The organism is Leisingera daeponensis DSM 23529, assembly GCF_000473145.1.
Lineage (GTDB): Bacteria > Pseudomonadota > Alphaproteobacteria > Rhodobacterales > Rhodobacteraceae > Leisingera > Leisingera daeponensis.
Genome location: NZ_KI421500.1, coordinates 26,440 through 51,345, shown reverse-complemented (window position 1 = coordinate 51,345; position 24,906 = coordinate 26,440). Strand labels below are relative to the sequence as shown.

At 65.8% G+C, this 24,906-nt stretch carries 23 protein-coding genes; 11 read left to right on the top strand and 12 right to left on the bottom strand.

Annotated features, from left to right (window positions below):
- Positions 1–55 precede the first annotated feature (55 nt).
- A complete protein-coding gene (locus DAEP_RS0100610) occupies positions 56–1,261 on the bottom strand; it encodes a glycosyltransferase (protein WP_027243304.1) in 1,206 nt (401 codons plus the stop codon).
- 239 nt (positions 1,262–1,500) lie between these two features.
- Between DAEP_RS0100610 and DAEP_RS0100605 the strand changes: the two genes are divergently transcribed.
- Positions 1,501–2,871 (top strand): oligosaccharide flippase family protein, encoded by a 1,371-nt coding sequence (locus tag DAEP_RS0100605; protein ID WP_027243303.1) that lies wholly within the window; start codon positions 1,501–1,503, stop codon positions 2,869–2,871.
- Between the two features lie 82 nt (positions 2,872–2,953).
- Here DAEP_RS0100605 and DAEP_RS0100600 read toward each other — a convergent pair whose 3' ends face one another.
- From DAEP_RS0100600 to DAEP_RS22370, 4 genes are all read right to left on the bottom strand, one after another.
- A complete protein-coding gene (locus DAEP_RS0100600; RefSeq protein ID WP_027243302.1) occupies positions 2,954–4,204 on the bottom strand; it encodes a GumC domain-containing protein in 1,251 nt (416 codons plus the stop codon).
- 152 nt (positions 4,205–4,356) lie between these two features.
- Complete coding sequence (locus tag DAEP_RS0100595; protein WP_342665819.1) at positions 4,357–5,208, bottom strand: CpsD/CapB family tyrosine-protein kinase; 852 nt, start codon at positions 5,206–5,208, stop codon at positions 4,357–4,359.
- Between the two features lie 159 nt (positions 5,209–5,367).
- Positions 5,368–6,165: a sugar transferase gene (locus DAEP_RS0100590; RefSeq protein WP_027243300.1), complete on the bottom strand. Its 798-nt coding sequence runs from the start codon at positions 6,163–6,165 to the stop codon at positions 5,368–5,370.
- Positions 6,166–6,553: 388 nt separating this feature from the next.
- Positions 6,554–7,597, bottom strand: coding sequence for an AraC family transcriptional regulator (locus DAEP_RS22370; protein WP_161787053.1), 1,044 nt, complete (start codon positions 7,595–7,597; stop codon positions 6,554–6,556).
- A 329-nt stretch (positions 7,598–7,926) separates the two neighbouring features.
- On the opposite strand from DAEP_RS22370, the gene DAEP_RS0100580 reads away from it, so the two are divergent.
- A complete protein-coding gene (locus DAEP_RS0100580) occupies positions 7,927–8,778 on the top strand; it encodes a 2-dehydro-3-deoxygalactonokinase (RefSeq protein ID WP_027243299.1) in 852 nt (283 codons plus the stop codon).
- Positions 8,779–9,128: 350 nt separating this feature from the next.
- Here the strand turns inward: DAEP_RS0100580 and DAEP_RS0100575 are convergent, their stop codons facing one another.
- Positions 9,129–9,929 (bottom strand): TIGR03084 family metal-binding protein, encoded by an 801-nt coding sequence (locus DAEP_RS0100575; protein ID WP_027243298.1) that lies wholly within the window; start codon positions 9,927–9,929, stop codon positions 9,129–9,131.
- Between the two features lie 596 nt (positions 9,930–10,525).
- Entirely contained in the window at positions 10,526–11,644 is a 1,119-nt protein-coding gene (locus DAEP_RS0100570) for a THUMP domain-containing class I SAM-dependent RNA methyltransferase (RefSeq protein WP_027243297.1), read from the bottom strand.
- A 279-nt stretch (positions 11,645–11,923) separates the two neighbouring features.
- Here DAEP_RS0100570 and DAEP_RS0100565 point away from each other — a divergent pair, with 279 nt between their 5' ends.
- From DAEP_RS0100565 to DAEP_RS0100525, 9 genes are all read left to right on the top strand, one after another.
- Positions 11,924–13,657, top strand: coding sequence for an ABC transporter substrate-binding protein (locus DAEP_RS0100565; protein WP_008557731.1), 1,734 nt, complete (start codon positions 11,924–11,926; stop codon positions 13,655–13,657).
- A gap of 156 nt (positions 13,658–13,813) precedes the next feature.
- Positions 13,814–14,878, top strand: a complete 1,065-nt coding sequence (locus tag DAEP_RS0100560) for an ABC transporter ATP-binding protein (protein WP_008554620.1) — start codon at positions 13,814–13,816, stop codon at positions 14,876–14,878.
- Between the two features lie 7 nt (positions 14,879–14,885).
- Positions 14,886–15,980 (top strand): ABC transporter ATP-binding protein, encoded by a 1,095-nt coding sequence (locus tag DAEP_RS0100555; RefSeq protein ID WP_027243296.1) that lies wholly within the window; start codon positions 14,886–14,888, stop codon positions 15,978–15,980.
- On the top strand, positions 15,980–16,843 hold the full coding sequence (locus DAEP_RS0100550; RefSeq protein WP_008553303.1) for a carbohydrate ABC transporter permease: 864 nt from the start codon (positions 15,980–15,982) through the stop codon (positions 16,841–16,843). Before DAEP_RS0100555 ends, DAEP_RS0100550 begins: the two co-directional genes overlap by 1 nt.
- A gap of 13 nt (positions 16,844–16,856) precedes the next feature.
- Positions 16,857–17,654, top strand: coding sequence for a carbohydrate ABC transporter permease (locus DAEP_RS0100545; RefSeq protein WP_008554565.1), 798 nt, complete (start codon positions 16,857–16,859; stop codon positions 17,652–17,654).
- Entirely contained in the window at positions 17,654–17,932 is a 279-nt protein-coding gene (locus DAEP_RS0100540; protein ID WP_027236659.1) for a DUF2160 domain-containing protein, read from the top strand. The genes DAEP_RS0100545 and DAEP_RS0100540 overlap by 1 nt, the downstream gene beginning before the upstream one ends.
- 244 nt (positions 17,933–18,176) lie before the next feature.
- Positions 18,177–18,593 (top strand): BlaI/MecI/CopY family transcriptional regulator, encoded by a 417-nt coding sequence (locus tag DAEP_RS0100535; RefSeq protein WP_008555282.1) that lies wholly within the window; start codon positions 18,177–18,179, stop codon positions 18,591–18,593.
- A complete protein-coding gene (locus tag DAEP_RS0100530) occupies positions 18,583–19,725 on the top strand; it encodes a M56 family metallopeptidase (RefSeq protein WP_027243295.1) in 1,143 nt (380 codons plus the stop codon). Before DAEP_RS0100535 ends, DAEP_RS0100530 begins: the two co-directional genes overlap by 11 nt.
- Before the next feature lie 384 nt (positions 19,726–20,109).
- Positions 20,110–20,358, top strand: coding sequence for an EF-hand domain-containing protein (locus DAEP_RS0100525; RefSeq protein WP_008554669.1), 249 nt, complete (start codon positions 20,110–20,112; stop codon positions 20,356–20,358).
- Between the two features lie 123 nt (positions 20,359–20,481).
- Here DAEP_RS0100525 and DAEP_RS0100520 read toward each other — a convergent pair whose 3' ends face one another.
- Genes DAEP_RS0100520 through DAEP_RS0100500 form a run of 5 tightly spaced genes read right to left on the bottom strand, consistent with a single transcriptional unit; the run spans position 20,482 to position 24,901 of the window.
- Positions 20,482–20,706 carry a hypothetical protein gene (locus tag DAEP_RS0100520; RefSeq protein WP_008554065.1) on the bottom strand — a complete coding sequence of 75 codons (225 nt, stop codon included), beginning with the start codon at positions 20,704–20,706 and terminating at the stop codon, positions 20,482–20,484.
- A complete protein-coding gene (locus tag DAEP_RS24165) occupies positions 20,703–20,876 on the bottom strand; it encodes a hypothetical protein (protein WP_008557697.1) in 174 nt (57 codons plus the stop codon). Before DAEP_RS24165 ends, DAEP_RS0100520 begins: the two co-directional genes overlap by 4 nt.
- A gap of 1 nt (position 20,877) precedes the next feature.
- A complete protein-coding gene (locus tag DAEP_RS0100510) occupies positions 20,878–22,755 on the bottom strand; it encodes a nitric oxide reductase activation protein NorD (RefSeq protein ID WP_027243294.1) in 1,878 nt (625 codons plus the stop codon).
- Between the two features lie 4 nt (positions 22,756–22,759).
- Positions 22,760–23,554 carry a CbbQ/NirQ/NorQ/GpvN family protein gene (locus tag DAEP_RS0100505; protein WP_027243293.1) on the bottom strand — a complete coding sequence of 265 codons (795 nt, stop codon included), beginning with the start codon at positions 23,552–23,554 and terminating at the stop codon, positions 22,760–22,762.
- A 3-nt stretch (positions 23,555–23,557) separates the two neighbouring features.
- Positions 23,558–24,901, bottom strand: coding sequence for a cbb3-type cytochrome c oxidase subunit I (locus DAEP_RS0100500; RefSeq protein WP_027243292.1), 1,344 nt, complete (start codon positions 24,899–24,901; stop codon positions 23,558–23,560).
- Positions 24,902–24,906 lie beyond the last annotated feature (5 nt).

Here is a 24,906-nt window from a genome sequence, read left to right as displayed (position 1 = left end):
ACCGGAGCGGCGCATCCCGCGGATGCGGCGGCGGCGGGCGGGAGCGCTCTGGCGGCTACTCTGAGATGGCTTTGCGGAAATATCCGGCGAGTTTTTCTGCCTCGGCTGCGCTGTCGTGGCGGTCCAGAACACGGGCGCGGCCAGCCTGCCCCATGGCCGCGAGCCGGCCGGACGGCATCTGCCCCAGCGCCCGCACCGCCTCTGCCAGCGCGGTCTCGTCCCCGGCCGGCACCAGCCAGCCGGTCTGCTCCGGCACGACCAGTTCCGGAGTGCCGGCAATATATGTCGCGACCACCGGACGGGCGGCGGCCATTGCTTCCATCACCACCATCGGCAGGCCTTCGGCAAAGGAGGGCATCACCAGAGCGTGGGCGCGGGCCAGCTCCGCCCGCACGCCGTCCTCCGCCAGCCATCCGGTCAGGGTTATGTTTCCGCCCAGCCCTTGCGTGGCAATCTCCGCTTCCAGATCCGCGCGCATCTCCCCGTCGCCGATCAGCGCAAGATGCAGGTCCGGGATCTCCTGCACCAGGCGCGCCATGGCGCGGACCAGCACCATCTGGCCCTTCTGCTCGACAAAGCGCCCGATGGCGGCCAGCCGCAGCGGCCCCTCCGGCAGCGGCGCGGGATCGGCGAAGCGGTCCGGCTCGATGCCGCAATGCACCACTTTGAGGCTGTCCCATTTGCCGAACGCAGCCCAGCGGCTGAGCTGGCTTTTGCCGAAACTGCTGACGGCCACGGTGAACCTGGCCCGGTTGATCTTTTCGCCCAGCGACAGGGCGTGGGGTGCGTCGAACTCCTCCGGCCCGTGCACGGTGAAGCTGTAACCCGGACCGCCCAGAACATGCGCCAGCATCGCAACCGCCGCGGAATTGGTGCCGAAATGCGCGTGCATGTGCTGCACGCCTTCAGCTGCGCAGCGCTGTTTCACATAGGCTGCCTCGGCCAGGTAGATCAGGTGCCGCAGGACGCCCTTGCCGGAGGCCCGCGCCAGTTTCAGCGCCAGCTTCAGCGCCTGCCCGAACCGGGCCGGCGCCGCCGTCTCCCGTGCCAAACCCGCCAGCAGACGCCCGGCCCCGGCCTTCAGAACATACTCCGTGCGCGACGCCTCGGCCTGATCGCCGGGATCTGCCAGGGCTGCGCCGGAGGGGCGCATCGCCAGACGCAGGATGTCCACGCCCTGACGTTCCAGCGCCTGCAGCTCGCGGCGGATGAAGCTGTGCGACGGCTGCGGATAGGTGTTCAGGACATAGGCGATCTTCAATGCTGAAAAATCCGTGTAAAAAGGCAAGTGTCCGCCGCAGGTTAGCGGCGGTTTCGCGGCTTGCCCAGCACCCCCTTCCGCTTGTCGCGCAGGCGTGGAGAATGCGGCACAGGTGGCGGGATTGTTCTGCGGATCCGGGCTGCTGAAGCTGTCTGCTGCACCGTTGGCGTCCCCGCGATTGACGCCCCTGCCCCGCCTCCCTAGCCTGCGGTACCGGACGTTGGGGGGCCTTATAGAACATGCAGCGGGTTGCATCGCATTTTGCAGGCCAGGGGATGGCAGCGCGGGTGCTGCGCTCGGCCTCGTGGCTGATGATCGGCTATGGCGGCAGCCAGGCCCTGCGGCTGGCGTCCAACCTGATTCTGACCCGCATCCTGTTTCCCGAGGCCTTCGGCCTGATGGCGCTGGTCACCGTGGTGACGGTGGGGCTATCGCTGTTTTCGGACGTTGGCATCGGGCCGTCGATTGCCCAGAACAAACGGGGGGATGATCCGGCGTTTCTGGACACGGCCTGGACCATTCAGGTGATCCGCGGCTTTGGCCTGTGGGCGCTGACGGCGCTGCTGGCCTGGCCCGCGGCGGCGTTTTATGGCGCGCCGGAGCTGCTGGTTTACCTGCCTGTTGCAGGCGCCGGGCTGGCGATTGCCGGCTTTAACCCGACACGGATCGAAACCGCGCACCGGCATCTGCTGGCGGGGCGGGTCACGGTGCTGGACCTGGGCGGCCAGGTGATCGGGCTGGCGGCGATGATTGCGCTGGCGCTGGCAACGCAGTCGGTGATTGCACTGGTTCTGGGCGGGGTGATCCAGGCTGCGGCCAAGCTGGCCCTGTGCCATTTCGGCCTGCCGGGCGCGGCCAACCGGTTCCGCTGGGAGAAGGCCGCCGCGCAGGAGCTGATCCATTTCGGCAAGTGGATTTTCCTGTCCACCGCCTTCTGGTTCCTGACCTCGCAGGGGGACAGGGCGATCCTGGGTAAGTTCGTGCCGCTGGAAGTGCTGGGGATCTATAACATCGGCTATTTCCTGGCGAGCTTCCCGATGCTGCTGGGCCATGCGGTGAACCAGCGGCTGATGATCCCGGTCTATCGCGACAAGCCCGCGCAGGAAGCGCCCGAGAACCTGCGGCGGCAGCGGCAGCTGCGCGGCGGGCTGACGGCAGCGATCCTGGCGATGCTGCTGGCGATGGCCTGGGCCGGGCCGTGGCTGGTGCAGCTCTTGTATGATGACCGCTATGTGCAGGCCGGGCCGATGATCGTGCTGATTGCGCTGGCGCTGGCGCCTGCGGTGATCACCATGACCTATGACCAGGCGGCGCTGGCGGCGGGCGACAGCCGCGGGTTCTTTGTGTTCTCAGCCGCGCGCGCCTGCCTGCAGACAGCGCTGTTCCTGGGCGGCGTGGTGTGGTTCGGCCTGGCGGGCGGCATTGCAGCGCTGGGGCTGGCGATGCTGGCCGCCTATCCGGTGCTGGTGCGGCTGGCGCGCCGCCACCATGTCTGGGATCCGCTGCATGATGCGGGCTATGCGCTGCTGACGGTTGCGGCAGGCGGAGCCGCGCTGAGCTGCCACTGGCCGGAAGTCGCTGCAATGGCAGCTGCTCTTGGCACCCCTTAGGCACCGCCATAGACGCCTGCATCGCAAACGCGCTCTGAGGGCAGTGCCCTGCCGCGGGCTGCCGGGAGAAGGTGCCTGATGCCTAGCTTCTGCGCCTGAGCAGGTCCAGCAGCGCGCGGCGCGGCGGGCGGGTGTCCATCACCGGGATGGTAACCACGGGCACCAGGCCGGTTTCCCGCTCCATCTGCGCGGCTGTGCGCAGCGCCGGCTGGCGCAGTTCCTGCAGGAAGGCGGCCAGCAGCGCCGCCAGCAGGCTGGCCGCGGCCCCCATCAGCGCCTTGGTCTTGCGGGCGCCGGTCACCGGGTAATCCGGCAGCGGCGCCGGTTCGATCACCGTCAGACGCTCTGCCTGGCGGCCGGTTTCCAGGCGGAAGCCCACCTCTGCCTCGTTGCGGCGGGCGGTCATCTGCGCAAGCTCTGCCTGCAATTGCTCCAGCCGCCGGTCATAGGCGCCCAGCCGCCGCTCCACCTCCGGGGTGGTCTGCAAGGACGCCTCAAGCCCGGCCCTGCGGCGGGTCAAAAGCTGCTCCTGCGCGTCCAGCGTGGCCAGGTTCTGCTCCGCTTCCTCCTGCAACCGGCGGGCGGTGGCGGGGCGTTCGGTGGCCAGCGCCTGATCCGCGGCGCGGCGGATTTCGATCCGTTCGCGGGCGATTTCCAGAAGGCCTTCGTTCAGGGCTGCGATCTCTGCCCGGCGGAATTCGATGGTGCCCGGCAAGGTCACGTCATTTTCGTTGCGGTAGGCCGCGATTTCATCTTCCAGCGCGGCGACCTGATCGGCCAGCGCGGCTTCCTTGCCGGCAAAGAAGCTGAGGGTTTCGCGGGCCTGATCAATGCGGGTGGCGACGCTCAGCTCAATCGTGCGGCGGCCGAATTCGCTGGCGACCTGCTGCGCCTGTTCGGCGGTGGGCATCCGGGCGGTGATGGTCAGCACCGAAATGGTGCCATCATCGGCAAAGCCTTCGCGGGCGGCAGCGACGCCGGTGATCCGCACCGACTCGCGCAGGAGCGCCACTTTCTGAAGCTGGGTCAGCGCTTCCATATCCGCATAAAGGCCGAATTTTTCGATGACTTCCAGCACCGTGCCGCGGGCCATCAGGCGCTGCTCGATCAGCTGCATGCGCCGCGCGGAAGAGCCCTCGACGGTGGATTTGGCCAGCTCGCCCGCGATCTGCGGCTGGGTGACCTGCAGCACCTCGGCGGTCTCATACTCATGCTGCTGGCTGGCGGCGAACCAAAGCGAGACGAGGCAGCCCAGGATAAAAACGCAGACGATGGTGAACAGTCTGCGCCGCACCATGTCCCAAAAGTCGCCTAGCGAGTAAATCGGCCCCATCTTCCTGCTCTCTTGCCCCTGCCCGTTGCCCAGTGCCCGTCGCCTGTGCCGGCTGCCCCTGGCTGCTGGCTGTGCCGGATCGGCCCGCCCTGCAGCGGACCGCGCCCGGAGTCTGACCACAGCAACCGGGCAAAACTATGACGCCGGGATGGTCAGTTCAGCGGGCTGTCCGTGCTTCGCGCCCGGTTCAGCACCACACCCAGAAGCTCTGTATGGCCGGCCAGCATTTTTTCGCAGGCGGCCAGCTGCGCGGCGGTGGTGCTGGTGCCATCAGAGATCAGCAGCACCGCGTCCACCTGCGGCAGGAAGGCCGCGGTGTCGTCATGCTCCAGCACCGGCGGCAGGTCGAACAGCGCGGTATCGGCGCCCGAGCGCAGCATCATGGCGTCCAGCGCCTCGGCGCAGCTTCCGCTCTGCAGCAGTTCCGCCGCATTCTGATCCGCGCTCCGGTTAAGGCCAACCGCCAGCGATGGCAGCGGGCGCACGAGCTGGTCTTCGATCCGGGTGCTTCCGGACAGGAAGGCGGACAAATCGCCCTGCGCCTCAATCCCCAGCGCCCGGGCCATGCCGGGGCGGCGGAAGTTCAGGTCCATCAGGATGGTGCGGCTGCCCGGCACCCGGGCCAGGCTGAGCGCCAGATTGACCGCCGAGAAGGTGGTGCCGCAGCCCGCCGCGGGCGCCGTTACCGCGACCCGGTTCCAGCCGCGCGCCTTCAGGCTGTGCAGCAGCCGGGTGCGCAGGAGGTCAAAGGACTTGGCCGCAGGCGAGGTCCGGAACCGGCTGACCAGCGGCAGCTGCGCGGCCGGCTCAGCGCCCTTGCCGAACGGCACCTGGCGGATCCGGTCCCAGGGTTCCGGCAGACGGGCCGGCAGCTGCGCCTGCGGCGGCGTAGCGGGTGCAGCCAGCTGCGGCGGCTCCGCAGGGCCGGTGCCGCCGTCGGCAGACGGCATGTCCGCCGCCGGCGCACGGCGGCGGCGGAACCGCTTGAAGCCATGCTCGCTCATGCCATCCTCATCGTCTTCCAGTCCCGTATGCGGGCCGCGGGCCGGGATGGCGCCGCACGCCCCTGATATCGCAAAATGCTTCACAAGCCTGCCCTCCGCAATGGCTGGCTGATCTGCTGCCAGGCCCGGATGGCGGGTCTGCATAGGATCAGACAGAAGTTAATATCCCGTCCCCTTCATCACCACGCCAAAGGTGCGCCAGATCAGCCCCAGGTCGCGGCCCAGAGACAGCCCGTCCCGGTACTCGACATCGGCCCGCACGCGGCTGTCAAAGCTGCCTTCGTTGCGCACAGAGACCTGCCAGACGCCGGTGATCCCCGGACGCAGCGCGAAATAGGCGGCAGCATCACCGTAAAGCGGCAGCTGTTCCGGCATCATCGGGCGCGGGCCGACCAGGCTCATGTCGCCTTTGAAGACGTTCCAAAGCTGCGGCAGCTCATCCAGAGAGGTCATGCGCAGCAGCCGCCCGACCGGGGTGATGCGCGGATCGTTCTTGAGCTTCTGGGTGTCCTGCCATTCCCGGCGCAAGGCAGGGTCGCTGTCCAGATAGTGCTGCAGCAAGGCATCGGCGTCGCGCACCATGGTGCGCAGCTTCAGGATGCGGAACACCTTGCCGCCGCGGCCCAGACGCGGCTGGGTGTAAAACGGCCGCCCGCCCTCCAGCCACAGCGCGGCGGCGCAGAGTGCGACAACCGGCAGCGTCAGCGGCAGGCTGAGGATGGCCAGCAGCAGGTCCAGGGCCCGCTTGCCTGCGATCCGGTAGCCGCTGCCGCCAGCCCGGCGGCCGGGCCGGGCAACAGGCCGTCCCGCCGCCGCGAAGCCGGTCAGGCCTGCATTCATGTTGATCGGCTGCAAGCGCAGATGCTGCAGAGGCCGGTGAGGCAGAGTGGCGCCCCCGGTGTCCTGCTCAAACTGCACAAAAGACAGCCCCGCCCCTCCGGGAACCAAATCTTTCATTGTAAACCCCCGCTACCCAGCCTGAAACCGGCTGGACCACCCCCTTGACGAGGCGGCCGTGTATAAACTCAAACCGGCCTCCCGCGCGCCATCGGCGGCAGAACACCACTACTGATTTTCAGGTTCCAAAACGGGGCGCGCCCCCACGCGCCCGCGCCGTTCTTGTTGGCCGCCTAATCCCCTGGCGGCACTGCGTTTCTGCAGTCACCCCTAATTAAACTAAATTTTAGAAAATTCGCGCAAATTGTGGCGAGGAGCCGGGAAAGCCCGAAAAAAGCCACAAAACGGCGATGAGAGCGGAAACAATGCCGGGAAAGATTGCGGAATTGTTCCCAAGCCGGTGAAATCAGGGGCAGAATCGCTGCTGATACCGCCCGGTCTCAGCCGGTCAGCCGCCGCGGAACTGCCCCGGGCTTTGCCCGGTCCAGCGCCGGAAAGCCTCGCTGAAGCTGTTCAGCCCGGAATAGCCCAGCAAAAAGGCGATCTCGGAGAGCGGCAGCCTGGTCTCCCGCAGATAGCGGATCGCCAGTGCCTTGCGCAATTCCTCAAGAACGGTGAAGTAGCTGGTGCCAGCCCGGGCCAGCTTGCGCGACAGGGTGCGCGGGCTCATGCCCAGATCCGCCGCCACATTCGCCAGCGATGCGGTGCCGCCGGACAGCCGGGCGGACACCGCTTCTTCGACCTGCGCCGTCAGGTCGGTGCTTTTGCGCCCCAGCCCGCGCCCGTGCAGCATCTGGTCGCCAAAGGCGCGCAGCACCCGCAGCAGAAGGCGGTCGCCGCTGGCCAGCGGCAGATCCAGGTCTTCGGGTTTGAACACAATGCGGCTGGCCGGAGCCCCGAACCGAACCGGGCAGCCGAAAAAGGCCGCCATCTCCTCGGCGCCGCGGCGGCGCTGGTGGACAAAGGCCGCCTCCTGCGGCTCGATCCGCGTTCCGGCGGCCTCGCGCAGAGCGGAAAAGAACAGCGCTGCGAGGAATTCGATATACTGGTGCGTCTGCTGGCCGGACGCGGCCGTGCAGGACCAGGCGAACTCTCCGTGCGAGGCAAGCCGGGATGTGTCCACGTCCCAGGCGTCGCTCATCACCCCGGCATAGCGCGCGATGTTGCGCAGGAAGCAGCCCGCGGTCGGCGAGGTGCGGGCGATATAGCCCAAGAGACCGGCCAGCCGCAGGTCGCTGGCGCAACCGAGGCGGAAGCCGAACAGCGGATCGCCGGTCAGCTCCGCAGCGCGGCTGAAGAAACCGGCGATCGCATCGAAGGGGGCGGCAGGCTCTTCCTGGTTCAGCAGGGCCTGGCCGAAACCGGTGCCGGCAAACACGGCGGCGGGAGTGAACCCCTGGGTCAGCAGGTGACGCGCGGCGAGCTGGGCAAATATGGCATTGTGCGGTACCGGTGCGGCGGGCATGTTTGCGGTCTCTCCTGTTGCTGTCACGGCCTGTTTCAGTGTTTACGGTGCAACCCGTGTTCCGGATTGGCGGGGTCAGTCACGCGCGGCCGTCCGGTGCGGCAGCCGGCCGGGAGGACAGGCAGAGCCCGGGCCCGGCGCTCTCACCGTACTGGATATTGCGCGCCGGGCGCAGCGCTGCGCGGCCTGTCTTTTGCAGAAATGGCCTGCGTTTTAGCCTATGACGCGCATACCTGCGGACAGACACCTCTCCTTACGGGTATTTGCGGCTGTACGGCTGCGCGCCGCGCCCTTGCCGGGACCGGGAATCACCGCCATAACCGCCGGCAAAGCCATGGCAGAGAAATGAGGACATCATGCACCCTCCCCAAAGCGCGGCCGGCTGGCTGGCTGCCAATCTGGACGGGCTGACGCTCACCGCCTGGTCTGTGACCCCCGGCGCGCCGGCCGCAGCTCCGGCGCAGGTGCTGCAGCTGCCGGACGGGAGCCCTGCCGCGCTGGCCGCGGCGCTGCGCCAGGCCGTGAGCGGCGCGATCTGCCCGGTCGTGCTGGGCGGCAGCTCCCTCTTGCCGCCGCATCCGGTCCCGGCGGTGCCCGCCGGTTTGCCGCTGGGCGAAACCCGGCTGGACGGGCTGGAGATCCACGCCCTGCCCGGTCTGCGCCAGGCGGCGCCCTGCGGCGTGATGCAGGGCGCGCTGGCCCGGCTCAGCGGTTTCCTGCAGCTGAACCCGGACTGGGACGGGGTGGTGTGCCTGCCCGGAGCGGTGACCCACTGGGTGCAGGTCAGCGCCCGCGAGGCGGTCAGCTTCCAAAGCGCCCTGACCGGCCAGATGGCGCAGGCAGCGGCGCAGGCGATGGGACTGGAGGCAGCGGGCGGCTGGGACAAGGCGGCGCTGGCGGAGGCGGCAGCGGACGGGATTGCCAGGCCGGAACAGCTGGCGGCCCGGCTGGCGGCGGTCCAGGCTTCGTCGGTTCTGGATGAGCTGCCCGCGGCCGCCGCGCGCGCCCGGATCTGGGGCCTGCTGCTTGGCGCTGAACTGGCGGCAGCGCGGCCTTACTGGCTGGGCCAGAACCTGGCGCTGATCGCAGAGCCGCCGCTGCAGGCGCTCTACGGGGCGGCACTGGAGGCCCAGGCGCTGCCGGTCACCCTTGCCGATCCCGGCCGCATGGCGCTGGAGGGGCTGAGCCGCGCCTGGAACCGCCGCTGAGCGGCGGCGGCTGTCTGCCGTCCGGAACTGACGCTTTCGAGGGCGCCCCGTCTGGCGCCCGGCACAGGCCCGCGCCTGGAATAACGAAGCGCTCCCGCGCCCGCAGGTGCCCCGGCTGCGCCGCGCCCCCTTGGCGGCCTTGGGCGTAGCGCCGCGCAAAGCGCGGCGCTACGCCCAACGGGCACAGGCCGTCCGCCAGGTCGGCCGACGCCGGGCGGGAGCGCTTCGCTGTCCTTGCCCGCCAGCCAGGCTGCATTTCACGTGAACCGGGACTTTGCCAGCCAGGGAACAAGGCGGAACAGGCCCGAAGAAAAGACCTGTGCATAACGCCCGTGCCTAAAGCCTGTGCATCAGGTCTTTGCGATGAAGCGGCTGCCCTTGCCGGGGGGCGTTTCCGGCGGGCCGGCAAAGCATTGGGCGATGCGCATCCACTCCTGCGCTGCTGCGCCTTCCGCCTGCAGGCTGGTGTCGCCGGCATTGCGGACCTGCGTGACCACTTGCGCGAATTCCACTGCGCTGCCCTTGACGGAATTTCCGTCTTGCGGCTCGTTCCACTCCCAAACCGCCCCCGACGGCCCCGTCAGTTGCACAAACGGCGCAGGCTCCGGCACCTGCAGCCCGCGGTTGGCGAAGCTCCAGCCATAGGTGGCCACCCCCAGATGCGCGATATTGCGGATGCGGTCGTGGTCCTGCCGCTGCAGCCCCAGCAGGTCGAACACCTCCTGGCCATGCGCCCAGGTCTCCATCTGCCGGGCGGTGATGGCGCTCAGCGCGCTCATGTCCGGGCCGATCCACTTGAGCCGCCTTTTGGGGTCCGCGGCAGCATAGGCGTCGGCGCAGCGCTCCGCCCCCTCCCGCCAGGCGTGAAACAGCGCGCGGCCCGAGAGGCCGCCGAGCCAGGGGAACTGGCATTCGAGGATCGTCCTGCCCGCCTGCATGTCCTGCAGCACCGGCGCGATGAAGGCGGCAAACGCGTCTTCCCCCTGCAGCGATGCTTCCGCCGCGGCGTTGAACAGGTGCAGGTGCCCCAGAACATGGTCGATGGTCCAGTCCTTGAACTGGGTCGCTTTATGGAACGCCGCCTCTGGCAGATCTGCCAGAATGGCCGCCAAGGCGCGGCTTTCGGCGCGGAAATCTTCGGCCTGCTGCATGTCTTCTCCCCCGGTGTGACCAGCAGCAGGATAGCCGCCCGGATCTCCTCGCCGGAACCCCGGACGGCACGTCACAGAAGCGAGAATTCGTCGGCCCGCGGACATTGCCGTAAAGGCGAGTTCTGCGGTCCCGAAGTTGCGGCTGAGGGGGCCGTGAGCCGGGATAGGGCGGCAATATAGGCGCCGGTGCGGCACGGCTGCCGGCCACTCCGCAATCGGGATTCAAGGGGTTGCCTGGGATAGAGACGGGCCGGGGAGATTTTTCGTGGGGCTGGGGCGGCGAGCAGGCTTGCAGCGGCAACAGCTATAATAACGGCGGCGTGCAAGGCGGGCTTTTAACCGCTGGTCCGGCAGCCACCTGTCAGACCGCTTTGGCTGGAAAGGCAAGGGCTACGAGGCTTGGCGTGACGGCAGAGAGAAAGAAGACGGCTCCGGCGGCACCAAGGGGTCTGGCGGAACCAAGGGGACCGGTGGTGATGGCGGCACTGTGCCCGGCAGCGGCACCGGCGACATGCACGAATTCGGCTGAGCCTGTCCCCTCAGGCCAAACAGCCGGGAGGGCGCCTGAGGGCGCCCTCTTGCCTGTCCCGGTCCGCTCAGGGCAGCGGACCGGTCTTGAACAGGCGGATTTTCAGGCCGCCATGGGCGACCGGTGCGCCAAGCGGCAGGAACGGCAGGCTGGTCGCCTTGGCCAGCGCGGTTTCCGAGGTGACGATCCCCACGCGCCAGCCGGAGAACCGCTCTTTCAGCACCTGCCCCAAGGCGCCGTAAAGGGCAAAGAGCAGTTTCTTGTTGCCGATCCGGGCACCGTAGGGCGGATTGACGATGACCAGGCCCGGCGGGCCGTCCGGGCGCTGCAGATCGCTGACCGCCGCCTGAGCGAAACGGGTGCAGTCCGCCACCCCGGCACGCTCCGCATTGGCAGCGGACATCTCCACAGCGCCTGCATTGCGGTCGGAGCCGTGGAACAGCAGATCCGTTTTGCGTGTTTCGCCCTGCTGCTTGAGGTCTGCCCAAGCGTCCGCGTCAAATGTGGCAAGCTGTTCAAAGGCAAAGCTGCGGCTGCGGCCGGGCAGCAGGCTTTTGGCGATCTCTGCCGCCTCGATCACGAAGGTGCCGGAGCCGCACATCGGATCCACCACCGGCTCTGTCCCGTCAAAACCGCATTCGCGCAGGAACAGGGCGGCGAGGTTTTCGCGCATAGGCGCCTTGCCGACGGCGGATTTATGGCCGCGCTTGTGCAGCCCCTCGCCCGAAGTGTCGACGCTGAAGACGCAAAGGTTGTCCTCGATCCGCAGCTTGACCGTCAGCGCAGCATCCTTTGTGACGGGGGCGCCGAGGGTTTCGGCGATCGCCTTTTCGACCCGCTGCGCGGCGGCGCCGGCGTGGTAGATCTTGGACTTCTTGTTGGTGGCGACCTCGACCTTCACCGGCACGTCCGGGTGCAGCACATCGCCCCAGGGAAACTTGCGCGCGCGCTTATCAAGCTGGGCCAGATGAAAGGCGCGGAATTCGCCGATCCGCGCCAGAACCCGCGCCGCCCCGCGCACAGACAGGTTGGCGCGCCAGACCTCGCGCCAGTCTCCCTGCACCGTGACCCCGCCCGGCACCGCCTTGGGCGCGGCAAAACCCAGCTCCTTGGCCTCGGCCAGCAGCGCCTGTTCCAGACCCGGCGGCGCGGTCAGGAAAATCTCGAATGTGTTGTCTTGCGTCATGACGCCTCTGTAGCGGGTATGCCCCGGCACGGCGACTGCTTTTTTTCACCGCCGGCAGGGCGAAAAATTTGCGTTGCGCCGCAACCCGAAATGCTGCGCCGCGGCATCCGCTGCGCGTGAAAAACGGCCGCCGCACGGCGCGTTTTTACTAAATAAAATCAATTATTTAAAGCATACTAAAAAATTAGTTTGACAACATATTCCAACCTATGAAAGCTCTATACAGCCAGATGCAGCCTATGCACAGCTGGCGATAAGCGACTTTCAGGGAGGAAAAAGATGCGGAAGTATCTTTTGTCCGCAGCCGCCGTTTGCGCGATGGTTGCGGGATCAATTGGCTATGCCGATGAAATGGCGGCCAAAAAATGGATTGATGAGGAATTTCAGCCTTCGGTGCTGACCAAGGATGAACAGCTGTCGGAATTGCAGTGGTTCATCCAGGCTGCTGAGCCGTTCAAGGGCATGGAGATCAACGTGCTGTCGGAAGGCATCCCGACGCACTCCTACGAATCCGAGGTGCTTACCAAGGCGTTCGAGGAAATCACTGGCATCAAGGTGAACCACCAGATCCTGGGCGAAGGCGAGGTCGTTCAGGCCGTGCAGACCCAGATGCAGACCAAGCGGAATCTCTATGACGCCTACGTCAACGACTCCGACCTGATCGGCACCCACTCGCGCCTGCAGCTCGCCTACAACCTGACCGACATGATGGCAGGCGACTTCAAGGACGTGACCAACCCCGGCCTCGACCTGGATGACTTCATGGGCACCCAGTTCACCACCGGCCCGGACGGCGACCTGTACCAGCTGCCCGACCAGCAGTTCGCGAACCTTTACTGGTTCCGCAAGGACTGGTTCGACCGCGAAGACCTGCAGGCCGCGTTCAAGGAAAAGTACGGCTATGACCTGGGCGTCCCGGTCAACTGGTCCGCGTATGAGGACATCGCCGAATTCTTCAGCGAGCAAGTCAAGGAAATCGACGGCACCGCGATCTATGGCCACATGGATTATGGCAAGCGCGCGCCGGACCTCGGCTGGCGGATGACTGACGCCTGGCTGTCGATGGCCGGTGCAGGCTCCAAGGGTGAGCCGAACGGCGTGCCGATCGACGAATGGGGCATCCGTATGGAAGAAGGCTCCTGCAACCCGGCCGGTGCCAGCGTGACCCGCGGCGGCGCGGCAAACGGCCCGGCGGCGGTCTATGCGATCCGCAAGTGGGACGAATGGCTGCGCAAATACGCGCCTCCGGGTGCAGCGTCCTATGACTTCTACCAGTCGCTGCCGGCACTGGCGCAAGGCAACGTGGCGCAGCAGATCTTCTGGTACACCGCCTTCACCGCCGACATGGTGAAGCCGCAGTCCGAAGGCAACAACACTGTTGACGGCGACGGCAACCCGCTGTGGCGGATGGCGCCCAGCCCGCACGGCCCCTACTGGGAAGAAGGCCAGAAGGTCGGCTACCAGGACGTGGGTTCCTGGACCTTCCTCAAGTCCACTCCGCTGGACCGTGCCCAGGCTGCCTGGCTCTATGCCCAGTTCGTGGTGTCCAAGACCGTGGACGTGAAGAAATCGCACGTGGGCCTGACCTTCATCCGCGACTCTTCCGTGAACCACGAAAGCTTCACCGAGCGCGCGCCGAAACTGGGCGGCCTGGTCGAGTTCTACCGCTCGCCTGACCGCGTGGCATGGTCGCCGACCGGCATCAACGTTCCGGATTACCCGAAGCTGGCCCAGATCTGGTGGCAGCAGATCGGTGACGTGAACTCCGGCGCCTTCACGCCGCAGGAAGCCATGGACCGTCTCGCCGAGGAAATGGACATCACCATGGGCCGTATGCAGCGCGCAGACGAACAGGCGAATGTCTACGGCGGCTGCGGCCCGCGCCTGAACGAAGAGAAGGACGCGGAGTGGTGGCACGCCAACGGCGGCGCCAAGCCGAAGCTGGAGAACGAGAAGCCGCAGGGCCAGACCGTCAACTATGACGAGCTGGTGGCCCGCTGGGCAACCAACTAAGCCCCTCCTCCCGGTCCGGCCAGCGATCCCCATCATCTGGCCGGGCTGCATCAGGCCCCGGAGACCCTTTCCTGTCTTCCGGGGCCTTCTTCCCCAAGATACCGCGCGCCCTGCCCCCGCGCGCAAACTGGCCGCCTGCCGGAAAGTCAAAGCAAGATGGCACTCGAACTTAAGGGTGTGACCAAGCGCGTCGGCGCCATTCAGCACATCAAGGAAACATCCCTGCTGCTGGAGCCCGGTCACTTCAACGTCCTCCTCGGCGCCACCGGCTCCGGAAAGACCTCACTCATTAAACTGATGGCGGGCCTCGACCCGATGGCCAGCGGCCAGGTGCTGATGGATGGCGAGGATGTCAGCCGTCTCAGCACCCAGAAGCGCAACATCAGCCTGGTGCATCAGTTCTTCATCAACTACCCGCATATGACGGTTTTCGAAAACATCGCCTCGCCGCTGAAAGTGGCCGGAATGGCGAAATCGGAGATCGAAGGCCGCGTGGAAGAGGCCGCTGCGATCCTGCAGCTGAAACCGATGCTGCACCGCCGCCCGCATGAGCTGTCCGGCGGCCAGCAGCAGCGCTGCGCCCTGGCCCGCGCGATTGCCAAGGAAAGCCGCGCGGTGTTCCTGGATGAGCCGCTGGCCAACCTCGATTACAAGCTGCGGGAAGAGCTGCGCGACCAGCTGCCTGAACTGTTTGCAGGCCGCGGCGCGGTGGTGGTCTATGCGACCTCCGAACCCGAAGAGGCGCTGCTGCTGGGCGGCAAGACCGCACTGATGCGCGACGGACGGGTCACTCAGTTCGGCCCCACCGCCGAGATCTACCGCAACCCGGGCAACGTCGATGCGGCGCGGGTGTTCTCCGATCCGCCGATCAACACCGCCGAGATCACCAAGCAGGGCAGCACGGCCCGGCTGGGCGCCGGCGTCACCTGGGAACTGAGCGGCGCGGCCGCCGGTCTGGCCGATGGCACCTACACCATCGCCATCCGCCCGCACCACGTGCTGCCCGTGGCAAAGAACGGCGCCCATGTGCAGCTGTCAGGCCAGGTGCAAGTGACCGAGCTTTCCGGCTCCGAAAGCTCTGCCCATTTCGACATGGGCTCCGGCAGCTGGGTGTCCCTCGCCCACGGCGTCCACCCCTATCAGGTGGGTGAGCTGCACGACTTCTACATGGACCCTGCGCAGGCATATTTCTTTGCCCCCGACGGCAGCCGCGCGGCGTGAGGCATCAATGGCAAAAATAACTCTCTCAAAACTGCGCCACAGCTATCTTTCGACGCCGAAGTCCGACTCGGACTACGCGCTGAAGGAAATCGACCTCGACTGGACCGACGGCGGCGCCTATGCGCTGCTCGGCCCCTCGGGCTGCGGCAAATCCACCCTTCTCAACATCATCTCGGGGCTGCTGGTCCCGTCCGAAGGCCAGATCCTGTTCGACGGCAAGGACGTCACAGCCCTGCCCCCGGATCAGCGCAACATCGCGCAGGTGTTCCAGTTCCCGGTGATCTACGACACCATGACGGTTTACGACAACCTGGCCTTCCCGCTGCGCAACCGCGACCGGGACGAAGCCACGGTGCACAAGCGGGTGATGGCGATTGCCGAAATGCTCGAAGTGACCGGGATGCTGGATCAGAAGGCGGCAGGACTGTCACCTGACAATAAACAGAAGATATCGATGGGCCGCGGGCTGGTGCGCGAGGATGTGAACGTGGTGATGTTCGACGAACCGCTCACCGTGATCGACCCGCACCTGAAGTGGAAGCTGCGCTCCAAGCTGAAGGAGCTGCACCAGCGGGTGAAGGCGACGATGATCTACGTCACCCACGACCAGACCGAAGCGCTGACCTTTGCCGACCAGGTGGTGGTGATGCAGCTGGGCGAGGTGGTGCAGATCGGCACGCCGGTGGAGCTGTTCGAACGCCCCGCGCACACCTTTGTCGGCCACTTCATCGGCTCGCCGGGGATGAATATCCTGCCCTGCGCGGTGCAGAGCGGTGCCGCCCTGTTTGCCGGGCAGCAGATTGCGCTGGAAGGTCCTGTTCAGGGTGCCGCAAATGGCCGGACCGAAATCGGCATCCGCCCGGAGTTCGTCTCGCTCGCAGGCCACGGTCTGCCTGCCACGGTCACCAAGGTCTCTGACATTGGCCGCCACACGGTGGTGGAATGCGAGGCCGGCGGCCACCGTATCAACGCCATCACCGACGGCGCCGCCCCGGAAAAAGGCAGTGCCGTGCACCTCGCCTTCCGCCAGGACATGACCCGGCTTTACGTGGATGGCTGGCTTGCCACCTCCCCCGCTGCAGACGAACAAGGAGCGGCCTGATGAAAACCGAAAACCAGAAAGCCTGGTTCTTTGTCCTGCCGGTGCTGGCGCTGGTCGCCTTCAACGCGCTCATTCCGATGATGACGGTGGTCAATTACTCGGTGCAGGAAACCTTTGGCGACAACGTGTTCTTCTGGCAGGGGCTGGACTGGTTCCAGCAGATCCTGCGCTCTGACCGGTTCCACGCGGCGCTTGGCCGCCAGTTTCTGTTCACCTTCCTGATCCTGATCATCGAGGTGCCGCTGGGCATCGCCATTGCGCTGTCGATGCCGCGCAAGGGCTTCTGGGTGCCGGTCTGCCTGGTGCTGATGGCGCTGCCGATGCTGATCCCGTGGAACGTGGTCGGCGCGATGTGGAACATCTTCACCCTGCCCGACATCGGCCTCTTGGGATATTTCCTGAACCACGTGCTGGGCATCAACTATGACATGACACAGGATCCCATTGCGGCCTGGGTGACCATCGTGACCATGGACGTCTGGCACTGGACTTCGCTTGTCGTGCTGCTGTCCTATGCGGGCCTCGTGTCGATCCCCGACGCCTATTACCAGGCGGCCAAGATCGACGGTGCCACCAACTGGGCGGTGTTCCGGTTCATCCAGCTCCCCAAGATGAAGACGGTGCTGACCATCGCAATCCTGCTGCGCTTCATGGACAGTTTCAACATCTACACCGAGCCGTTTGTTCTGACCGGCGGCGGTCCCGGCAACTCCACCACGCTGTTGTCGATCGACCTGGTGAAAATCGCGCTTGGCCAGTTCGACCTCGGCCCGGCAGCTGCCATGTCGCTCATCTATTTCGCAATCACTCTGTTGGTCAGCTGGCTGTTCTACACGCTGATGACCAAAGACGACCTGAACTAAGGGAGGGAGACCGATGCAAAAACGATCCATCGTCCCCATCGTCTATATCCTGTTTCTCATGCTGCCGATCTACTGGCTGGTGGCGATGAGCTTTAAGACGACCAATGAAATCCTGTCGGGCTTCTCGCTGTTCCCGCAGACCTTCACGCTGGACAACTACAAGACGATCTTCACCGATCCCAGCTGGTACTGGGGCTACATCAACTCGATCCTCTACGTGTCGATCAACACGGTGATCTCCATCGCGGTGGCGCTGCCGGCGGCCTATGCCTTCAGCCGCTACCGGTTCCTGGGCGACAAGCAGCTGTTCTTCTGGCTGCTCACCAACCGGATGGCGCCGGCTGCGGTGTTTGCGCTGCCGTTCTTCCAGCTTTACTCCGCGGTGGAGCTGTTCGACACCCATCTCGCGGTGGCGCTGGCGCACTGCCTGTTCAATATCCCGCTGGCTGTCTGGATTCTCGAAGGCTTCATGGGCGGCGTGCCGAAGGAGCTGGATGAGACCGCCTTTGTCGACGGCTATTCCTTCCCGCGCTTCTTTGCGACGATCTTCATCCCCTCGATCAAGGCGGGCGTGGGTGTGGCGGCCTTCTTCTGCTTCATGTTCTCCTGGGTGGAACTGCTGCTCGCGAAGACACTGACCGCGGTCGCCGCCAAGCCGATTGCCGCCACCATGACCAAGACCGCATCTTCCGCGGGCTATGAGCTGGGGCTGCTGGCCGCGGCCGGCACTTTGACAATCATTCCGGGAGCCATCGTGATCTGGTTTGTCCGCAACTACATCGCGAAGGGTTTCGCGATGGGGAGGGTGTAATGCTTTCATGGATGGCCTGGACCTGGCCCACTGCCCTTTTGTTCATCGGCATCTTCACCGCGATCGGCGTGCTGATCATCGCTGAAATCCGCCACCCCGGCGGCGCGGCCCGCAAGGGCGTGCTGGGCCTCACCACCACCCGCGGCGACCGGCTGTTCATCAGCCTCCTCGGCACGTCCTACATCTTCCTGGCCTGGCTGGGACTGGTGGGAATGCCGCTGTGGTGGCCCTTGGGTCTGTCGATTGCCTGGGGCATCTTCTGCTTCTGGAAGGTCTGACCCGCGGCCGCAAACGAAATCGGGACAGGCCTTGAAGGCAAACCTGCCCTTCAAGGCCTTCTCAGCCAAAACCCTGAACCGATGGGCCGGGCACCTTCGCACGGACCGGCCCATCCCCCGGACCCTGCTGAAAAGACCCACGCGGCAGCGCACATTTTGACGACAAATGCCCCGCCGCCGCGCACCTGCTAAGAAAATAGTTTTCACGGGAGCCCCCTTCCCCTAGCATGACTGGAACCACCAAATGAGCCGGACTGCCGAGGCGATGCGCAAGAAACACGACACTTCCCTGCTGACCGAGGTTGAGCTGGAATTCATGACCGTCGTCTGGGACCTGGGCGGCGGCACCGTGCGCGACATCCTGGCGGAGCTGAACAAGGTGCAGGAACGCGCCTATACCTCAGTGGCCACGGTTCTCAAGATCATGGAGCAGAAGGGCTTCCTCACCAGCGAGCGCAAGGACCGCTCCCTGGTCTACCGCCCCGCCGTTCCCAAGGCAGAGTATCAGAAAACATCTCTGAAAAACCTTTCGAGCAAGCTTTTCAACGGCGCGCCCGCCGCCCTGGTGGCGCGGCTGGTCGATGATGAGGATGTGACCGACGAGATGCTCGAGGAGATGCGGGCGCTCTTGGAGGAAAGGCTGGGGGACAATGCCAACTGATGTTCTGCTGAACGCCTATATCGACCTGAATATCCTGCTGCTGGCAGGCACCCTGCTATGGTTCGCCGCCCGCAAGGCACTGGCACGCAGCCCGCTGGGCCGCGCCTACCGGCCGCAACTGCGCCTGCTCAATGGGATGACAGTACTGCTGGCAGGCTCGCCGGTGCTGATCCTTGCCTTCACCCATTATGTCATCGCCCATCCGCCGAATTTCTCCGACATGCTGGTCTCGCAGTACCTGCAGGGCAATGTCAGCATGAGCGCCGGCACGTTCGAGGCCACCCTGGGCCTGCGCGAGGATGCGGTGCGCGGGCTTACCAGCCTGCAGCCGTTGTGGGCACAGGCCCTTGCCGCGGCGTTTGCCGCCGGAGCGCTGCTCTGCCTGGCGCATGTGGCGGTGTCCGTCTTCCGCCTGCACCAGAACCTGAGCGGCGCCTTTGTCTGGAAAAGCATCGGCCGGGTGCAGCTTATGGTGTCAGACGACATCCGCGTCGCCTATTCCACCCGCGGGCCATTTCGCCGTTACGTGGTGCTGCCCTCATCGCTGCTGAACGACCCCCGCGACCTGCGCCTGACGATCGCCCATGAGCTGCAGCATTTCCGCCAGCGCGACATCGAATGCGAGTTTCTGCTGGAGATGCTGCGCCCGCTGCTGTTCTGGAACCCTGCCTTTTACATGTGGCGGCGCGAAGTGCGGCTGCTGCGTGAGTTTGCCTGCGATCAGGCTTTGATGGCGCGGCCCGGTTTTGATGTGCGCGCCTATTGCGAATGCCTGATCCGCGCCTGCGCCCATGCCGCCCGCGGCCCGGCCCTGTTCACCCGCCGCAGCCCGGCGGTGGCGCTGGTCGACCGCCGCGAAACCCGCCGCGGCGCATCGCTGCAACGGCGCATCATAGCGGTGACGGCGGTTCAGCCGCAGGGGCCGAACTCGCTGGGCTGGGGACTGGTGTCCTTGGCGATGGCCGGGGTGGTGCTGGCAACCGCCATGCTGCTGCAGCGGCCCAGCGACTGGAGCCATGACCGCATCATGCTGTCGACCATCGTCAACCTGGAACGGATGGCCAGCCGCAACACGGCGCCGGAACTTGCGGTCAGCGCCCTGAACGGCGGCTTTGCCGTACCGGCCCGCTAAACCCGGAACCCCGGTCCTCTGCCGAATGCTCAGATCCGCCGCGTGAATTGCGGCCAAGCATTCATGGCGACCGCAATCCGGCTGTTTCCGGCGTTTGCCGCTGTATCACACCTCTCCCATTTCAAGAGGCCGCCCGGTGCCTGCGCCGGCGCTGGCAGAATTCTGCGGGAGCGGCTGGCGGGCGTGAGCGGAGAAAGGACCAGCCGGGCGCCAGGGCGGCAAAGCGCCGAAGCCGGCGCCCGTTTCCGGCGGTGCGGTGCCTGAAATTCTGTCCTGCCGCCAAGGGGATAGCGCCAGGCGCATACACGCCCTAGCTCTATGCCACGGCACGCGGACCACCGTGGCCGCAGGTAGAAAACCAAACAAACGAATGGAGTGTCTCACATGAAAAAATTCGCGCTGACCGCCGCCGCTGTTGCTGCTCTGGCTGCTTCGCCGCTGGCCGCGATGGAATCCATCACCGAGGCTGACACCGACGGCAACGGCACCTATTCGCTGGAGGAACTGCAGGCGGCCTATCCGGATTTGACCGCAGAAACCTTTGCCACCATCGACTCCAACGCCGATGGCGAAGCCGACCTGGCCGAGGTGCAGGCAGCGGAGGAAGCCGGCCTGCTGGCAGCAGAAGGCTGACTCTGCGGCAAGGCGGCTCCCCATCCCCCCCGGCCGCCTTGCCTCCTGATGCCGCGCCGGTTTCAAACGGTGCGAGGGCCCTGCAGTGCAGGGCCCTTTTTTTCCGCGCGGCTATGCACCGGCTCAGCCGCCGTCCGCCTGCTGTTTCAGCCGCTCGATATGGCCGGCGAAGACATAGGTCAAAGGCAGCCCCAGCAGCAGCCCCCACGCCACCGACTCATATGGTGTCAGCACCCGCCAGCCGATCCAGCTCGCGATCAGCGAGGCAAAGAAGATATTGACGGCCGCCGCGCCGGCCCCGAAGGGGTAAAGCGCCGCCAGCAGCCGCCAGGAGGGCCGCGGTGTCATCGCCGGCTCACCAGGTATTGCACCAGGCAAAGGCTGGCGATCAGGGCGATGGAGGCGACCAGGAACCAGAACTCAGCGGTTTCGGTCTGCGGCTGCGGGATCGGACGCTCGAAGGCGGCGGCGAAGGCGCTGGAGGGGGCCAGCAGGGCCAGAGAGAGGATGCGTTTCATCTCAGTGCTCCATGGTCAGGGATTGATAGATTTCCGGCAACGCGCGCGGCAGCCGGTCCGGGTCGGGCAGCAGGGTGAACCCCGCGCGCCCGAAGATGCGGGCAAACCAGTCCTGCCCGTCAGCGTCGATCACCACGCCATGCACCGACTGGCCCAGAGCACGCGCCTCGCGAACCGCCATGCGGCTGTCCTCGATTCCGTGCACGCCTTCATAGTGGTCCAGATCGTTGGGCTTGCCATCGGTCAGAACCAGCAGAAGGCGGCGTTCGGATCCTTCCTCGGCCAGCAGGGCAGAGGCATGGCGGATTGCCGCGCCGAGGCGGGTGTAGTGGCCGGGCTTGAAGCCGCCGATACGGGCGGTGACCGCCTCTGACATCGGGTCCTCGAACCCTTTGGCGCGGGTCAGGAACACCCGGTCGCGGCGCAGGGAGGAGAACCCCCAGATGCCCAGCCGGTCGCCAGCCGTGGCGATGCCGCCGGCCAAAGCCGACAGGGATTCGCGGGCGGTCTCAATCACCGGACGGTCGCCGACCGTGGCCTCAGTCGAGCGGGAGCAGTCCATCAGCACCGCCACGCTCAGGTCGCGGGCCATCGGGCGGCTGGCCTGCCAGACCCGGTCGCTGCCCTGCTGGCCGCAGGCCAGATCGACATGGGATTTCACCACCGCCTCCAGATCCAGCTCGTCGCCGTCCAGCTGCCGCGGCAGCATCACCCGGCGCGGGTGCAGCGGCGCGAACTGGCGGCGCACGCGGGACACCAGCCGCGGGTCGGGCTGGAAGCTGTCCGCGGGCTTGCCTTCGGCCTCCAGCACGCGGGCATGGGCGGGCATGTGCTTGCCCAGCCGGTGGTTCCACTCGGGATAGGTGAACTGCCCCGCCAGCCGCTCGTGCTCAGCATCCTGCGGCGACAGGTCCAGCGAGATCCGCAGCCGCGAAGCCGCGCGCTTCATGTGCTGCGAGAGGGTGAGGTTGTCCTGATCCTCCGCCGCTTTCTGGGCGTTCTCGTTGTCGTCGTCATCGACCATGCGGTTGATGTTCAGGCTTTCGGCCCAGGACAGGATGGATTCAAACCGGTGAACGATGAAGCTGTCCTTGCGGGTGGTCTGGTCCTGATCCTGCCGCTTGGCCGTCTTGCGGGTCGAGACGGCGAGACCGGGTGTTTTCATCTCTTCCGCTTCCGGGGCTGCGCCCCTGCCCGCCTGCGGAACCGCCAAGCGCAGCCAGAACGGCACCGGCTGATAGGTCCGGTAGCCGCGCGGTTCGGTGCAGGTGCAGGGCTCTGCGATGCGGCAGTCGGTGCCGATCTGGTCCAGCACCATCCGCTCAATCCGGGCCTCGAACCGCGGCAGGCCGTTGCGTTTGCGCGTCCCGGCAACATGGGCGCAGAAGCCGCCATAGGCTGACCGCAGCCCCGGACAGGCGGCAAACACTTGATCCGCGGCCCGGGCATTGGCGGCGATCTCCAGCTGGTCGGCCTGATAGCGGTCCTCGTTGCGGTCCGGCAATTCGATCATGGCGGCCATTGCGGCCAGCCACAGGTAGGCCTTGCGGTTCAACTCGCGGCTTGAAAATGCGGCCATTTCCGGCGGCAGGCGCAGGCGCTCGCCGTCAAAGCTGGCCACATGCACCATCTCCCGCGGGGTGCCGATGCGGCGCAGCCGGTCCGGACGATGGTCCGACAGCACGGAGGGCGCCACCTGGATTTCCACGCCCCCGGCCCCGCCCAGCGCCCGGAACAGCGCCGCCGCGCTGGCGCGCATGTCCTCGAACCGGACGGTGTGTTCGGCCCCATCCTCAGCGGCACCGATCCGTGAGGCCATGCCGTGCCACAGGTTGCCAACCGTTTCTTCGGGTTCCAGAAGGTCGAGAGCGTGGATCATGGCTTCACCCGTAGACGCTGGCGGCAAGGTCGCGCAGCGCCAGCTGCACGTCACTCTCGTCGCTGAGGGGTTCAATGATGGCGGCCTCCACCGCGCGCTCCACGCCCATGCCCTTGGCGATCAGCGTCGCGGCGTAGATCAAGAGGCGGGTGGACACACCTTCCTCCAGATCCATACCGGAGAGCTTGCGGATATGGCCCGCCAAGCGCACCAGCGCGGCGGAGCGGTCCTCGTCCAGCCCGCTCTCCGACGCAACCACCGCAGTTTCGGCAGAGGCTTCCGGGAAGTCGAAGCCGATCGACAGGAAGCGCTGCCGGGTCGACGGCTTCAGCTTCTTCAGGATGTTCTGGTAGCCGGGGTTGTAGCTCGCGACCAGCATGAAGGGCTTGGGCGCCGCCAACTCCTCACCCGTGCGGTCAATGACAAGGCGGCGGCGGTCGTCGGTCAAGGGGTGCAGCACCACGGCCACGTCCTTCCTGGCCTCGACCACCTCATCCAGGTAGCAGATGCCGCCCTCGCGCACCGCGCGGGTCAGCGGACCATCGACCCAGACGGTTTCCCCGCCCTTCAGCAGGTAGCGCCCGATCAGGTCGGCGGCGGACAGGTCGTCATGGCAGGCAACGGTGTGGAGGGGCAGCCCGAGCCGGGCCGCCATATGTTCCACGAACCGCGTCTTGCCGCAGCCGGTGGGCCCCTTCAGAAGAAGGGGCAGACCGTTGGCTTGGGCCATCTCGAAGACGGTGCATTCATCGCCTGCAGGACGGTAGAAGGGCACGGACGGCATATTCATCGCGTTCATGACTTATTCTCCCGGTACGGCCACGGGGCCGGGTTTGATGACTTCGCGGCGGACCACGACGGTTGCGTAGATGAACAGAAGCGCGCCCAGGACCACCACCGCGCCAGAGCCGAGGCGCATCAGGTAGAACAGTCCCAGCTGGTCCTGCACGTCCATGAAGTAGTCGCCGACAATACGCTGCATGTGGGTCTGGATGGTGCCGGCAAAAGTCAGCACGAAGGTCATGAAGGCCATGCCGCCGGTCATCAGCCAGAAGGACGCCATGTTCAGCACCTGGTTATAGGGATCGCGGTTCCTGAGGTGGGGCATCGCATAGGTGAACATCGCCAGGTTCATCGCCACATAGGCGCCATAGAAGGCCAGGTGCCCGTGGGCCGCTGTGATCTGGGTGCCGTGGGTATAATAGTTCACCCCGTGCAGCGTGTGCAGGAAGCCCCAGACGCCGGCACCGAAGAAGGCCACGGTAGATGCCCCCAGCGACCACAGCAGTGCGGCCTTGTTCGGGTGGTTCTTGCGGCCCTTCCAGACCATGATGAAGGCAAAGCTCATCATCGCAAAGAACGGGATCACTTCGAGGGTGGAGAAGATCGAGCCGATCCACTGCCAGTAGCCAGGCGTGCCGATCCAGAAGAAGTGGTGGCCGGTGCCGAGGATGCCGGAGAACAGGGCCAGCGCCACGATGACATAGAGCCATTTCTCCACCACCTCGCGGTCAACACCGGTCAGCTTCAGCATCAGGTAGCCAAGGATAGCGGCCATCACCAGTTCCCAGGTCGCTTCCACCCACAGGTGGACAACGAACCACCAGTACATTTTGTCGAGCGACAGGTTGTCCGGGTTGATAAAGGCGAAGATCCACAGAAGCGACAGCAGCCACAGGCCCATCAGGAGGATGTTGGTGATCGCGGTCTTGCGGCCGGCCAGCACGGTCAGGGAGATGTTCACGAGGAAGATCACCGCCGCGACCAGGATGCCGAACTTGACCCACAGGGGCTGTTCCAGGAACTCCCGCCCGCCGTGGATGCCCGCGAGGTAGGAGACCACTGCGCCGAGTGTCCCGACGACAAGAATTGCCAGCTGGATATACGCGAGTTTCACCGAGAACAGCTCACGCTCGGATTCTTCCGGCACGAGGTAGTAGGCGGCACCGAAGAAGCCCAGCAAGAGCCAGACAATCAGCGCGTTGGTGTGCAGCATCCGCACGATGTTGAACGGCAGAAGCTCGCTCAAGGTGTTGGGCCAGACATAGATCCAGCCGGCCAGCAAGCCGCCCAGGACTTGAATGGCGAACAGGCCCAATGCCACCATGAAATAGGCATAGGCCACTTTTTGAGATTGATATTTCATTGCTT

Bases quoted from the DNA above. Each gene is read 5' to 3' on its own strand.
- DAEP_RS0100605 (WP_027243303.1), top strand. From the start codon at position 1,501: ATGCAGCGGGTTGCATCGCATTTTGCAGGCCAGGGGATGGCAGCGCGG.
- DAEP_RS0100600 (WP_027243302.1), bottom strand. From the start codon at position 4,204: ATGGGGCCGATTTACTCGCTAGGCGACTTTTGGGACATGGTGCGGCGC.
- DAEP_RS0100595 (WP_342665819.1), bottom strand. From the start codon at position 5,208: ATGAGCGAGCATGGCTTCAAGCGGTTCCGCCGCCGCCGTGCGCCGGCG.
- DAEP_RS0100590 (WP_027243300.1), bottom strand. From the start codon at position 6,165: ATGAAAGATTTGGTTCCCGGAGGGGCGGGGCTGTCTTTTGTGCAGTTT.
- DAEP_RS0100580 (WP_027243299.1), top strand. From the start codon at position 7,927: ATGCACCCTCCCCAAAGCGCGGCCGGCTGGCTGGCTGCCAATCTGGAC.
- DAEP_RS0100575 (WP_027243298.1), bottom strand. From the start codon at position 9,929: ATGCAGCAGGCCGAAGATTTCCGCGCCGAAAGCCGCGCCTTGGCGGCC.
- DAEP_RS0100570 (WP_027243297.1), bottom strand. From the start codon at position 11,644: ATGACGCAAGACAACACATTCGAGATTTTCCTGACCGCGCCGCCGGGT.
- DAEP_RS0100565 (WP_008557731.1), top strand. From the start codon at position 11,924: ATGCGGAAGTATCTTTTGTCCGCAGCCGCCGTTTGCGCGATGGTTGCG.
- DAEP_RS0100560 (WP_008554620.1), top strand. From the start codon at position 13,814: ATGGCACTCGAACTTAAGGGTGTGACCAAGCGCGTCGGCGCCATTCAG.
- DAEP_RS0100555 (WP_027243296.1), top strand. From the start codon at position 14,886: ATGGCAAAAATAACTCTCTCAAAACTGCGCCACAGCTATCTTTCGACG.
- DAEP_RS0100550 (WP_008553303.1), top strand. From the start codon at position 15,980: ATGAAAACCGAAAACCAGAAAGCCTGGTTCTTTGTCCTGCCGGTGCTG.
- DAEP_RS0100545 (WP_008554565.1), top strand. From the start codon at position 16,857: ATGCAAAAACGATCCATCGTCCCCATCGTCTATATCCTGTTTCTCATG.
- DAEP_RS0100540 (WP_027236659.1), top strand. From the start codon at position 17,654: ATGCTTTCATGGATGGCCTGGACCTGGCCCACTGCCCTTTTGTTCATC.
- DAEP_RS0100535 (WP_008555282.1), top strand. From the start codon at position 18,177: ATGAGCCGGACTGCCGAGGCGATGCGCAAGAAACACGACACTTCCCTG.
- DAEP_RS0100530 (WP_027243295.1), top strand. From the start codon at position 18,583: ATGCCAACTGATGTTCTGCTGAACGCCTATATCGACCTGAATATCCTG.
- DAEP_RS0100525 (WP_008554669.1), top strand. From the start codon at position 20,110: ATGAAAAAATTCGCGCTGACCGCCGCCGCTGTTGCTGCTCTGGCTGCT.
- DAEP_RS0100520 (WP_008554065.1), bottom strand. From the start codon at position 20,706: ATGACACCGCGGCCCTCCTGGCGGCTGCTGGCGGCGCTTTACCCCTTC.
- DAEP_RS24165 (WP_008557697.1), bottom strand. From the start codon at position 20,876: ATGAAACGCATCCTCTCTCTGGCCCTGCTGGCCCCCTCCAGCGCCTTC.
- DAEP_RS0100510 (WP_027243294.1), bottom strand. From the start codon at position 22,755: ATGATCCACGCTCTCGACCTTCTGGAACCCGAAGAAACGGTTGGCAAC.
- DAEP_RS0100505 (WP_027243293.1), bottom strand. From the start codon at position 23,554: ATGAACGCGATGAATATGCCGTCCGTGCCCTTCTACCGTCCTGCAGGC.
- DAEP_RS0100500 (WP_027243292.1), bottom strand. From the start codon at position 24,901: ATGAAATATCAATCTCAAAAAGTGGCCTATGCCTATTTCATGGTGGCA.